This is a genomic window from Streptomyces sp. NPDC028910 (assembly GCF_055564955.1).
On sequence record NZ_JBVHVF010000003.1, the window covers coordinates 246,710 to 258,974 of the forward strand.

General features: G+C 70.3%; 9 protein-coding genes. 8 read left to right on the forward strand and 1 reads right to left on the reverse strand.

Going from position 1 to position 12,265, the window contains the following annotated elements:
• Positions 1–3 precede the first annotated feature (3 nt).
• From ACZ4TV_RS05985 to ACZ4TV_RS06000, 4 genes are read left to right on the forward strand one after another with little or no spacing between them, the layout of a single operon-like run.
• Positions 4–2,859, forward strand: a complete 2,856-nt coding sequence (locus ACZ4TV_RS05985; protein WP_468131125.1) for an AMP-binding protein — start codon at positions 4–6, stop codon at positions 2,857–2,859.
• A gap of 20 nt (positions 2,860–2,879) precedes the next feature.
• Entirely contained in the window at positions 2,880–3,806 is a 927-nt protein-coding gene (locus tag ACZ4TV_RS05990) for an NAD-dependent epimerase/dehydratase family protein (RefSeq protein ID WP_468131127.1), read from the forward strand.
• 11 nt (positions 3,807–3,817) lie between these two features.
• Positions 3,818–4,846: a methyltransferase gene (locus tag ACZ4TV_RS05995; RefSeq protein ID WP_468131129.1), complete on the forward strand. Its 1,029-nt coding sequence runs from the start codon at positions 3,818–3,820 to the stop codon at positions 4,844–4,846.
• Between the two features lie 33 nt (positions 4,847–4,879).
• A complete protein-coding gene (locus ACZ4TV_RS06000; RefSeq protein ID WP_468131131.1) occupies positions 4,880–6,307 on the forward strand; it encodes an FAD-dependent monooxygenase in 1,428 nt (475 codons plus the stop codon).
• Positions 6,308–6,421: 114 nt separating this feature from the next.
• Here ACZ4TV_RS06000 and ddaH read toward each other — a convergent pair whose 3' ends face one another.
• Positions 6,422–7,288: a dimethylargininase gene (ddaH, locus tag ACZ4TV_RS06005; protein WP_468131133.1), complete on the reverse strand. Its 867-nt coding sequence runs from the start codon at positions 7,286–7,288 to the stop codon at positions 6,422–6,424.
• Positions 7,289–7,569: 281 nt separating this feature from the next.
• Here ddaH and ACZ4TV_RS06010 point away from each other — a divergent pair, with 281 nt between their 5' ends.
• Genes ACZ4TV_RS06010 through ACZ4TV_RS06025 form a run of 4 tightly spaced genes read left to right on the forward strand, consistent with a single transcriptional unit; the run spans position 7,570 to position 12,260 of the window.
• Positions 7,570–8,883, forward strand: coding sequence for a lysine N(6)-hydroxylase/L-ornithine N(5)-oxygenase family protein (locus tag ACZ4TV_RS06010; protein ID WP_468131135.1), 1,314 nt, complete (start codon positions 7,570–7,572; stop codon positions 8,881–8,883).
• Positions 8,884–8,937: 54 nt separating this feature from the next.
• The gene (locus ACZ4TV_RS06015) at positions 8,938–9,315 is read left to right on the forward strand and encodes a cupin domain-containing protein (RefSeq protein WP_468131137.1); all 378 of its coding nucleotides are present in this window, start codon (positions 8,938–8,940) and stop codon (positions 9,313–9,315) included.
• Positions 9,312–10,931, forward strand: a complete 1,620-nt coding sequence (locus ACZ4TV_RS06020) for a class I tRNA ligase family protein (RefSeq protein WP_468131139.1) — start codon at positions 9,312–9,314, stop codon at positions 10,929–10,931. Before ACZ4TV_RS06015 ends, ACZ4TV_RS06020 begins: the two co-directional genes overlap by 4 nt.
• A gap of 15 nt (positions 10,932–10,946) precedes the next feature.
• On the forward strand, positions 10,947–12,260 hold the full coding sequence (locus tag ACZ4TV_RS06025; protein WP_468131141.1) for an MFS transporter: 1,314 nt from the start codon (positions 10,947–10,949) through the stop codon (positions 12,258–12,260).
• Positions 12,261–12,265 lie beyond the last annotated feature (5 nt).

A 12,265-nucleotide genomic window follows, 5' to 3' on the forward strand; every position in this document is an offset into this window, starting at 1 on the left:
ACGATGACGACGAACCAGGAGTTATCCGTGGGTCGAGCCGCTGCGGTCGAGGGCGACGAAGGCGCCGACCTGGGCGGGCTGCTCGTGAGGGCCGCGGCGCGGTTCCCGGAGCACGGATTGCGGTACTGCTCGGGAGAGCGGCCCTCCGACCACACGTTCCGGACCTATCCCCAGCTCCTGGAGGAGTCGCTCCGGCTGCTCGTTTCCCTGCGGGAGGCCGGGGTCCGGCCGGGGCGGGTCGTAGCACTGTCGCTCGACCGCCCCGAGGACTTCATTCCCGCCTTCTGGGCCTGCCTGCTCGGAGGGATCACCGCCTGCCCGCTGGTTCCCGTCCGGAACGATCCACAGCGGTGGGCGGCGCAGTTGAGCCACGTCAACACCCTGCTCGACGGACCGCTCCTGGTCACCGACCGTCGCACACGCGAGGCGCTTCCCGCCGTTCAGGATCTGGCGGTCGCCACGATCGAGGACCTGCTCGTGGCCGCGGCCGACACGGACGCGCGCACGGTCCGGGCGGCTGCCCCGGGCCCGGACGAGGTGGCGCTGCTCGTGCTCACCTCCGGTTCCACCGGCGCCTCCAAGGCGGTTCGGCTCACTCACGGCAACCTGCTGGCCTCGATGGCGGCGAAGGCCGCGGCGCAGTCGCTCACCGCGGCCGACGTGACACTCAACTGGATCTCTTACGATCACGTCGCCGCGCTGCTGGAGGCCCACCTGCTCCCGCTGTCCGTCGGGGCCGTGCAGCTCCAGGTCCCGCCGGAGTCGGTGCTGGCCGACCCGATGCGCTTCCTGGAGCTGATCGATGCCCACCGGGTGACGATGACCTTCACCCCGAACTTCCTGCTCGGGCTGATCAACAAGTCCCTGGACGAGCTGCCGTCCCCGCCGCCCCTGGACCTGTCCTGCCTGCGGCACATCGTCTCCGGCGGTGAGGCCAATCCGGTCGCCACGGGCATCGGCTTCCTCGACCGGCTGGCCCCGTACGGGCTGCGCCGCGGGGCCCTGTGGCCCGCTTTCGGGATGACCGAGACCTGCGCCGGCAGCATCTACAACCAGGAGTTCCCCGACGCCGACCGCGGGGCCGAGTTCGCGGCGGTCGGGCGGCCGGTCGACGGGCTCCGGATCAGGATCGCGGAAGCGGACGGCGATACGCCGCTCGCCGACGGCGAAGTCGGCGAGGTGCAGCTCACGGGCCCGATGATCACCGGCGGGTACTGGAACAACAAGGAAGCGACCCAGGACGCGTACACGGCGGACGGCTGGTTCCGGACCGGTGACCTCGGCCGGCTCCGCGGGGGACGGCTGACCCTCGTGGGGCGGAGCAAGGACAGCATCATCGTCAACGGCGTCAACTACTACAGCCATGACCTGGAATCGGTGCTCGACGACCTCGAAGGAGTGGAGAAGTCCTTCGTCGCCGCGTTCCCGACCCGCCCGCAGGGCAGCGACACCGAGCACCTCGCCGTCGTGTTCGCGGCCGCCCCCGACGTGGCCGGCGACGAGGCGGCGCTCCACCGCCTGCTCATCGCGATCAGGAACAGCGTGGTCCTGCACTGGGGGTTCCGTCCGGCGCTCCTGCTGCCGCTTCCCCAGGACGCCTTCCCGAAGACGAGCCTGGGCAAGATCCCCCGATCACTCATGCGCCGCCGACTGGAGGCCGGTGACTACGGCGAGTACCTGGAGTCGGTCGAGGAGCTGGTGACCCGCCAACTCGGCGGCCACGTCGCCCCCGTCGGCGAGATCGAGCAGACCCTCGCCGAACTCTACGGCGAGCTGTTCGAGGTGGAACCGTCCACGATCAGTGCCACCGCCGGCTTCTTCGATCTCGGCGGGACGTCGCTGGACATCCTGCGCCTCAAGAGCATGGTCTCCGAGCGCTTCCCCGGCACGGAGCTCCCGGTGCTCGCGATCCTCACCTCGCCCAGCGTCCGCGCGCTGGCCGCACGCATCGAGACCGGCCGCAGCGCGGAGCCCGCCCCGTACGACCCGATCGTTCCGCTCCAGACCAGCGGCTCCGGGACACCGCTCTTCTGTGTCCATCCCGGGGTCGGCGAGGTCCTCGTCTTCGTGAACCTGGCCAAGTACTTCGTCCACGAGCGGCCCTTCTACGCCCTGCGGGCACGGGGGTTCAACCCGGGGGAGAAGCCGTTCGAGAGCTTCGCGGAGATGGCACGCGCCTACGTGGACGCGATCCGGTCCAGGCAGCCGCACGGCCCCTACGCGATCGCCGGGTACTCCTTCGGCGCGGCGGTGGCCTTCGAGGTGGCCAAGCTGCTGGAGGCCGAGGGCGAGCGGGTGGACTTCCTGGGAAGCTTCAACCTGCCCCCGCACATCAAGTACCGCATGGACGAGCTCGACTTCGTCGAGACCGCGGTCAACCTGGCGATGTTCCTGGAGCTGATCTCCGAGCAGCAGGCGAAGACGCTGCCCGCCGAGCTGCGCCCGCTGAGCAAGCAGGAGCAGCTCGGCCGTCTGATCGAGATCGCTCCCGCGGACCGGCTCGCCGAACTCGACCTGGACCTCGCGCGGTTCACCGCGTGGGCGCAGCTCGCCGACGGCCTCACCGGCCTCGGCCGGACCTACCGGCCACGCGGCAGTGTCGCCCGCATGAGCGTCTTCTACGCCGTCCCGCTGCGCGGCAGCAAGCAGGACTGGCTGAACAACGAACTGAAGCGCTGGGAGGACTTCACCCGCGAGGCGCCCCGGTACATCGACGTGCCGGGCGAGCACTACACCCTCATGGGGCCTAAGCACGTGGCCGCCTTCCAGTCGCTCCTGCGAGCGGAGCTCGACCGGGTACTGCCGGAGCCGGCCTCCACGAACGACCCGAACGACCCGACCGCGCCGAGCGGGAACTAGAGGAAGGCGGGAACACCCGTATGCCGGCTGGCAAGAAGATCCTGATCACCGGGGCGACCGGTCTGGTGGCGCGCTCCGTGGCCGGGACGCTCGCGGAACACAACGAGGTGTGGTGTCTCGGACGCTTCTCGGATCCCGAGGTGGAGCATCGGCTCCGGGAACGGGGGATACGGACCTGGCGCTGGGACATGGCCGCGGACGGACTGGACGGCGTCCCCGACGACTTCACGCATGTGCTGCACGCGGCGGTCGAGCGCGGCAGCGGGGACTTCGAGGAGGTGGTGGCGGTCAACTCCGTCGCCACCGGCCGCCTGATGACCCACTGCCGCTCCGCCGAAGCCTTTCTCTTCATCTCCAGCAGCGCGGTGTACGCGCCGCAGGCACTGGACCACCCGCACACCGAGGGCGACCCGCTGGGGACCGAATCGGCGTGGCTGCCGACGTACCCGGTCGGCAAGCTGGCCACCGAGGGCGCCGTGCGTGCGCTCGCCGTGACGCTCGGCCTGCCGACGACCATCGCCCGGCTCAACGTGGCCTACGGACCGCACGGGCACGGCGGGCTCCCGACTATTTTCTTCCGGCAGATGCTCGCCGGGGAGCCGATCGCGGTCCCCCACGGGGGGCAGCACTACTGCTCCCCCATCCACACGGACGACATCGCGCGGCATGTTCCGGGGCTGTGGGCCGCGGCGAAGGCACCCGCGACCGTCGTGAACTGGGGAGGGGACGAGGTCGTCGGCGTGCGGGACCTCATGGCCTACGTCTCCGAGATCACCGGGGTGCCGGTCGACTTCGTGCCGAGCGACGTCACCCGCGCTGTCAGCGCGTTCGACGACACCCGCCGCAGGAGCATCGCCGGCGCGTGCGAGCTGTCCTGGCGCGAAGGGGTCCGGCAGACCCTTGAGGCCCACTTTCCCGGCGCCGTCAAAGCAACCTCCCAGAGATGAGGAATTCCATCGTGACCGAAGAAACGCCCGCCGAACCGAACGTGCTGGGGCTGTTGGAGCGCGCGCTGAGTGCCAGTTGCGCGGCCTCGCTGCGCGCGGCCGTGAAACTCGCCCTCGCCGACGCCCTCGGTGACACCCCGGCGACGGCGGAGGACCTCGCCGTGGCGGTGGAGGCCGACCCGGACGCGCTGCGGCGACTGTTGCGCTCGCTCACCTGTCACGAGGTGTTCGCCGAGGACTCCGAGGGCCGGTTCGTCCACACGGAGGTCTCGCGGCTGCTTCGTGCGGACGCTCCGGACAGCCTCGACCACCTCGTGCTGTGGATGACCGAACCGTGGACCTGGGAGCTGTGGGGCCGGCTCGACGAGTCGGTGCGCACCGGGAAGGACGTGTTCGTCGATCTGCACGGCCGGGAGTTCTTCGACCACGTGCACGCCGCCTGGCCCGAGTCGGCGGCCGTGTTCGACCGCGCGATGACCCAGGCGAGCAGGCAGTCCGCCAAGGCGATCGCCGGTGTCCTGCCCCTGTCCGGTGCGCGGAGCGTCGCCGACATCGGCGGCGGACAGGGCCTCCTGCTGGCTTCGCTGCTGGAGCACCACCCCGACGTACGGGGCATCCTGTTCGACCGGCCCGACGTGGTGGCGGGCGCCGACGCCCGGTTGCGCGACGGCGGCGCGCTCGCGGGGCGGGTGCGGCTGGTGGCCGGCGACTGCCGCGAGGAGATCCCGGCGGACGTCGACGCGTACGTCTTCAAGAACATCCTGGGGATGAACGACGAGGACGCCGTCGTCGTACTGGCCAACCTGGTGAAGACGGCCCGCGCCGGTGCCCGCGTGCTCATCGTCGAGAACTTCGTCGACGACGGCCCGGGGCAGAAGTTCAGCACCGGGATGGACCTGCGGATGCTCCTCACCGTTGGAGGCAGGAAGCACACCCGGCAGGGGTTGCTCGGGCTCGTGGAGCGGGCGGGCCTCGTCGTCCATGACGTGCGGCCCGTCAACTCGTACCAGCACCTGATCGAAGCCACGACGCCCGCGTAGTCGCGGCACCGAACGAGAGGAGGGCGGATCCGCATGGCCGAAAACGTCGACGTACTGGTCGTGGGGGCGGGGCCCACGGGCCTGCTGCTGGCCGGGGACCTGGCCGCCGCCGGAGTGGGGGTCACCCTGCTCGAGCGGCGCGAGCACGCCAACGCCAACATGACCCGTGCCTTCGCGGTGCACGCCCGCACCCTGGAGGTGCTGGACGCACGCGGCCTCGCCGACGAACTGGTCGCCCTGGGGCGCAAGGCCCCCGTGGTAGGGGTTTTCGGCCGGCTCGAACTGCGCCTGGAGCGGCTGCGCACCCGTTTTCCGTTCGCCTTGATCACCCCGCAGTACAACCTCGAGGGGCTGCTGGAGCGGCGTGCCCTCGCCGCCGGCGTGCGGATCGTGCGCAGCGCCGAGGTGGTGGCGCTACGCCAGAGGGCGGACGGCGTCGAGGTGGACACGGTCGGCCAGGGCAGCTTCAGCGCCGGGTACGTGGTGGGGTGCGACGGAGTGCGCAGCGCGGTGCGGCGGCTCACCGGCATCGGGTTCCCCGGCCGGTGGGTGGTGCGTTCGGTGATGCTGGCCGACGTCCAGCTCAAGGACGTGCCGGCCGCGGCGGTGACCACGAACGCCAACGAGCACGGTTTCGCCTCTCTGGTGCCCTTCGGTGACGGCTGGTACCGGGCGATCGGATGGGTCGCGGGCGACGACCGGCCCGATGACGCGCCGGTGTCGGCGGAGGAGCTCGCCGGGCTGCTGCGGCGGGTGCTCGGCTCCGACTACGGGATGCACGACCCGCGTTGGATCTCGCGCTTCCACAGCGACGAGCGGCAGGCCGTGCGCTACCGCGAAGGCCGGGTGCTGCTGGCGGGCGATGCCGCGCACGTGCACTCGCCCGCCGGGGGCATGGGCATGAACACGGGGCTGCAGGATGCCGCCAACCTGGGCTGGAAGCTGGCCGCGGTGGTTCAGGGCCGGGCCGGGGAATCGCTGCTCGACTCCTATGAGCAGGAGCGCTACCCCGTCGGGCGGCAGGCGCTGCGGATCTCCGGGGCGATCACGCGGGGCGTGCTGAGCGCCCCCCGCAGCGTCCGGGTGCGCCGACTGCGCGACGTCGTGATGCCCTACGTGTCCCGGCTGAGCTCGCTCACCGCCCTCGGGGAACGTTTGCTCTCCGGCATCGGCATCTCCTACCCGGCGCCGCGCGGCAGCCACCCGCTCACCGGCCGCCGGGTGCCCGACCTGCGGCTCGCGGACGGACAGCGCCTGTACGAGGTGTTGCGCGGCGGCGGTTTCGTGCTGGTCACCCGGGGTCACGCGGTGCCGGAGACGCGGTGGCTGCGACGTGCCGCCCCCGCCGGGCGCTTGCGCAGCACCCTGTTGGTCCGCCCGGACGGTCACATCGCCTGGGCGGCTGACGACCCGGACACCGAGCGGGTGCGCGCGGCGCTGGAGCGCTGGCCGGTGCGGTGAAGGGACGCCCACGTAAAGGTGCGCCTTCCGTGCTGACGTGGCAGCACGGAAGGCGCACCTTTACGTGGTCCCGCTCGGTCCGGGCCCGGGCCGACCCGGCACGGCCCGGCATGCTCAGCGGTCGCGGAGCTCCAACGTGCAGCACTTGACGCTGCCGCCCGCCTTGAGCAGCTCGGAGAGCTCGACCCCGATGGGCTCGAAGCCCCGGGCCCGCAGCTTGGTGTGCAGGCCGGTCGCCGCGGCGGGCAGGAGGACGTGGCGACCGTCGGAGAAGGCGTTGAGCCCGAAGACGGCCGCGTCCTCGGCGGTGGCCAGGACGGCGGTGGGGAACATGGCGCGCAGGACGGCCTGGCTGCCCGGCGAGAAAGCGGCCGGGTAGTACATGATCTCGTCGTCCGAGAGCACGGAGAGCGCCGTGTCCAGGTGGTAGTAGTCCGGGTTGACCAGCGTCAGCGAGGTGACCGGGAGCCCGAAGAACTCCTGCGCCTCCGCGTGTGAGCGCGGGTCGGTACGGAAGCCGGTACCGGCCAGCAGGCGGCGCCCGACGGTGAGGATGTCGCCCTCGCCCTCGTTGACGTGTTCGGGCCACAGCGTGTCCTTGTAGCCGCGGCTCTCCAGCCAGCGCAGGTACGCGGGCCCTTCCGCGGTGCGCTCCGCGTGCCGGAAGCGGGCACCGAAGACCTTTCCGTCGACGACGGTGGCGCCGTTGGCCGCGAACACCATGTCGGGCAGGCCCTCGATGGGATCTATCTCCTCGACCACGTGGCCCAGTTCGAGGTACAGGTCGCGCAGTGCCTCCCACTGGCTGAGGGCGAGCGAGGTGTCCGTGCTGTGCTGCGGGTTCATCCACGGGTTGATCGAGTACGTGACGTCGTAGTGCTGGGGCCGGCACATCAGCAGACGGCGGCGAGTGGCGACCCGGGTCGTGCTGTCGGAACGGTGGAGCGCGCCGGCAGGGGTGATGGGCTCGGTGAGCGGCACGAGGGCTCCTTCTCATGGGTTTCGATGGAAGCCCGGCCGCCCGAGGGATGTTTCGGCCAGCCGGATGCGTGTGACGCAACTGATCACTCGGTCCCATGGAAAGTGCGCTCCGCGTTGACCGGAAGCGCGGGCGGAAACCGGCCAATCAACCCCCTGACCAGGCCCCCGGCCGAGTTGATTGTCCGTGTCCGAATGTCCTTCCGGGCAATGCGCCGCCGACTTGGAATGTGGTCATCACCGGTTTCCAAACCTGTCCACCTGTTCCATCTGGAGGTCATTCCATGGCGCATCGCAACGTCGAACTGCTCGCAGTCGGTGCAGGTCCGGCGAACCTCGCGCTGGCGGTCGCCGTCGAGGAGCTCGCTCCTGAGCTCGCCGGCGACACCCTGCTGATCGAGCGTGAGCAGGACATCGTGTGGCAGCGCGGCATGCTGCTGCCCGACGCGCTCAGTCAGGTCTCCTTCCTCAAGGACCTGGTCACCATGCGCAATCCGTGCAGCCGCTTCTCCTTTGTCAACTTCCTTCACTCCCACGAACGCCTCGACGCCTTCGTCAACCTGGCCAGTTTCGTTCCGTACCGGAGCGAGATATCCGAGTACCTGCAATGGGTGGCCGACGAACTGGCCATGGTCCAGGTCGAATACGGCCGCGAGTGCGCCGCCGTCGAGTCGGTGACGGGCGACGACGGCGAGATCTCCGGCTGGCTGGTCACCCTCGCCGACGGCGACACCATCGGCTGCCGCTACCTCGTGATCGGCGCGGGCCGGGACGCCCATGTCCCCGCGGTCTTCGACGGTCTGCCGGCCGAGCGCGTCATCCACAGCACGCAGTACACGCAGCGCATCGCCGAGGTGCGGGCCGACCTGCCGCACCGGGTCGCGGTGATCGGTGGTGCGCAGAGCGCGGCCGAGCTGTTCGGAGCGGCGCTGCGGGACCTGCCCGAGTGCAAGCCGACCATGATCATGCGGTCCATCGGTCTGAACGGCTACGAGAGCAGCAAGTTCACCAACGAGCTGTACTACACGTCCTTCATCGACGAGTTCTACGACGCGTCGCCCGAGGCCCGCCAGCAGCTGCTCGGCGAGATGTACCGCTCCAACTACGGCGGTCTGTCCCCCGCCACCCTGGACGCGCTCTACCGGCAGTTCTACCAGGACCGCCGCACCGGACAGGAGCGCCTGGGACTGCACGCCATGACCGACGTGAGCGCCGCCCGCATGGACGGCGAGGAGATCGTCCTGACCCTCAAGGACCGCAAGACCGGTGCCGAACGGGAGATGCGCACCGATCTGGTCCTCCTGGGGACCGGCTTCGTCCGTGACATGCCGTGGGCGGTCAAGGCGCTCGCGGAGTCGATCGGACTCGACCAGATCAACGTGAGCCGGCACTACCGGCTCGACCTGGGCCGCCCGGCGACCGGCGCCTGCTACTTGCAGGGCGTCAACGAAGCCACCCACGGCATCGCCGACTCGCTGCTCAGCGTCCTCGCGGGCCGTTCCGCCGAGATCACCCAGGACATCCTCGCGCACCGCCGGACCAGGGCCGTGGAGGTCCCCGCCCAGGCGCGCGAGCTCGCGCTCGCCGGCGCGTCCTGAGAGCCGCGCACCCCCCACGAGCCGTACCAGTCTGACGAGGAGAGACCGACCCACATGCTCATCAAGCAACTCGACCGCGACGGACTCACGCACGAGAACGGCCTGGACGCCCAGCGGCTGCTGCCCTGGCCCGAGCTCAACGCCCCCTTCGAGGGGTCCTGGTGCGTGATCCGGCCCGGCACCGCATCGACGGCGCACGCCCATCACGAGTACGAGATCTTCATCGCCGTCGCCGGCTCCGCAGTCCTGGAGTCGGAGGGCGTCCGCAAGCCCTTCGTGACCGGGGACATCGTCCACTTCACCCCGGGCTCCGAGCACCGGGTGATCAACGAGTCCGACGCGGACTTCGAGATGTACTCCGTCTGGTGGGACCTCGACATGACGCAGCGGTTCGCAGCACGCCACGCACGCCTCGAAGGAGTCCCGGCATGACACGCCGTACGGTCATCATCGCGCCGCCGCCGACCCCCAACGGGGACCTGCACACCGGGCACCTGGCGGGTCCCTACCTGGCCGGCGACGTCTACGCACGCTACCTGCGGGCGTCCGGCCGTCCGGTGATCTTCACCAGCGGTACCGACGACAGCCAGACCTACGTGGTCGGCAGCGCCCTGCGGGCGGGTCTGACCCCGGAGGAACTGGCCCTGCGCTCCGCGACGCAGATCCGCGCCACCCTGGAGGCGGCCGGGATCTCCGTGGACGGCTTCGCCCCCTTCGACAAGGGCTACCGGCAGACCGTCATCGACTTCGTCACCGACCTGCACAGCGACGGTGCCTTCCGGCTGAAGACGGTGCTGCTGCCGTACGTCGAGGCCACCGGCGAGTACCTCATGGAGGGCCTGGTCGCCGGTGACTGCCCGGTGTGCCTCGTGGAGAGCCGCGGCGGCCTGTGTGAGTCCTGCGGACACCCCAACAACTTCGACGAGCTGCTCCGCCCGCGTTCCACCGTCGACCCGGACGCCGTGGTGACGCACCGCGAGGCGCAGATCCTCGTGCTGCCGATGGAGGAGTACCGGGACCGCCTCGCCGACTACTACGTCAGGCACCGCGACGTGCTGCGGCCGCACACCGCACAGCTGATCCGCGAGGCGCTGGACCGGCCGCTGCCGGACTTCCCGATCACCTATCCCACCGGATGGGGCATCCCGGCGCCGTTCACCGAGACGCCGGGGCAGGTCCTCAACGCCTGGGCCGAGGGCATGGCCGCGTCGATGTACTGCACCTGGTACGCGGCCGAGCAGCTCGGTGAGCACGCCGACCGCTTCGACGAGCACTGGCTGGCCGAGCACGGCATCGAGCTCGTGTACTTCCTCGGATTCGACAACGTCTACTTCTGGGGAATGACGCACCTGGCGCTGCTGATGGCGCACGGCGACCGGTACGTCGAGCCGCACGCCATCGTGTCGAACGAGTTCTACGAACTGGAGAACCAGAAGTTCTCGACGAGCAAGGGCCACGTGGTGTGGGCCGCCGATCTGGTGGCCGAGGTGCCGCGCGACCTGGTGCGCTTCTACCTGGCGCTGACCGCGCCGGAGCACTCCCGTACGAACTTCAGCCGCGAGGCGCTCGACAGCCTGGCGAGCTCCCGGCTGGTCGAGCCGTGGAACCGGCTCGCGGGCCGCCTGGACGACCTGCTCGCCGCACTTCCGGCGGACGCGCTGCTGCCGGTGTCCGAGACCGGCGCCGCGCACGCGGGGATCGTCGTCGAGCGCTTCCGTTCCCACTACGAGCTGGAGAGCTTCAGCCTCCACCGGGCCGCGGACCTGATCGTCGTGCACCTCGACCGGCTGCTCAAGCAGGCGGATCGCGTCGCGGTGGACGTACCGGGCGACCTCGGGGACCTGGTCCTCGCCGTCAGGACGCTGACGGCGTGCGCCGCTCCGCTGCTCGTCGACCTCGCGGCCCGTGCCGAGCGGGCCGGAGCCGACCTGACCCTGCCGGCCGGCCCCTTCGCGGCCGCCCCCGTCGCTCCCCTGCGACTCCCCCTCCTGTCCACCGAGGTCGGGGCCTTCGAGTCCCTGACCGAGCCGGTCGACATCCGAGCCTGATCTCCGAGGAGCATTGTGTCCACGACCGCCCCACTCCGGCCCAATCGAGCAGAACGACTGCTCATCCCCGCGACCTTCATCACCAACCTGGGCAACGGCATCCAGCTCACCGCCGCCTCGTACCTGGTGTTCTCCGAGGAGAACACCATGCTCGCGGTCAGCTGGCTGATGATCGCCGTCACCATCCCGCAGGTGGCGCTCTCCCTCTTCTTCGGCAAGCTCGCCGACCGCTTCGACCGCCGGACGCTGGCGATGGTCTCCGACCTGGTCAGCGCCGCCGCGGCGATCGCCCTGCCGATCTGGCTGGCCCTCGGCGGTGACCCGTCCACGGTCAGCTACGTCGCCAGCTTCGTCCTGTCGATCTCTGCGGCCCTCTTCTTCCCGGCCAGCAACGCGCTGATCAAGGAGCGCATCCCCGAGTCCCGGCTCGCCCAGTTCAACGGAAACGCGGAGATCGCCATCCAGGGCGGCACGCTCGCCTCGGCGGCCCTCGGCGGCTGGGTGATCGTCTGGGTCGGCACGACCTCGTTGTTCTACTTCAACGCGGTCACGTTCCTCCTCTCGGCCGCGCTGCTGTTCTTCATGGGCCGCCGTCCGGCCGACGTGGTCCTCAGCGCACCGGAGGCCGCGGCCAAGGCCGCGGCGGCCGCCGCCGCGAAGCTGGCCGCCGTCAGCGCGCCGCTGGCCCGTCTCGCGGTGCTCTACATCATCGGCAACATCGTCATCATCGTCGGCAACAGCATCATGCTGGTCCTGGTCATCGAGGGCTTCAAGTCCAACGCGGGCTACCTCGGCATCGTCGACGCGCTGTTCGGCATCGGTGCGCTGTTCGCCGCGGCGGTCTTCAAGAAGGTCAGCTCCAAGGCGACCATGCTGAAGACGGCGCTGATCGGATACCTGGCGTTCTCCGTGCTCCTGGTCATGGAGTCGATCCACCTCTACATGATGATGGCCGTCATCCCGTTCGCCGCGATCGCCTTCTGCATGGCCCGCATCTCGGCCCGTACGGCCCTGATGAGCGCGGCGCCCGAGGAGCGTACGGGCTTCGTGTTCGGCGCCACCAACGCCTTCGGCCTCGCCGCCGGCACCGTCGCCGTGGTGCTGATCTCGCTCCTGGTCGACGCCACCGACGTGCGGAACGGCTTCTACGCCCTGGGCGCGCTCGTCGCCGTCATCGCGACCGTCACCGTCATGTCGCTCAGCAAGTACGACCGGGAGACCGCGGCCGCCGCCGAGCGCTCCGAGGCCGTCGCCGAGACCGCCTCCGAGGCCGTCACCGAGTCCGCCCCCGAGACCGAGGCCCCCGCGCCGGTCGCGGCGAAGGTCTGAGGGGG

Excerpts from the sequence above, each read along its gene's own strand:
- ACZ4TV_RS05990 (WP_468131127.1), top strand. The coding sequence starts at position 2,880 with ATGCCGGCTGGCAAGAAGATCCTGATCACCGGGGCGACCGGTCTGGTG.
- ACZ4TV_RS06010 (WP_468131135.1), top strand. The coding sequence starts at position 7,570 with ATGGCGCATCGCAACGTCGAACTGCTCGCAGTCGGTGCAGGTCCGGCG.
- ACZ4TV_RS06000 (WP_468131131.1), top strand. The coding sequence starts at position 4,880 with ATGGCCGAAAACGTCGACGTACTGGTCGTGGGGGCGGGGCCCACGGGC.
- ACZ4TV_RS06020 (WP_468131139.1), top strand. The coding sequence starts at position 9,312 with ATGACACGCCGTACGGTCATCATCGCGCCGCCGCCGACCCCCAACGGG.
- ACZ4TV_RS06015 (WP_468131137.1), top strand. The coding sequence starts at position 8,938 with ATGCTCATCAAGCAACTCGACCGCGACGGACTCACGCACGAGAACGGC.
- ACZ4TV_RS05985 (WP_468131125.1), top strand. The coding sequence starts at position 4 with ATGACGACGAACCAGGAGTTATCCGTGGGTCGAGCCGCTGCGGTCGAG.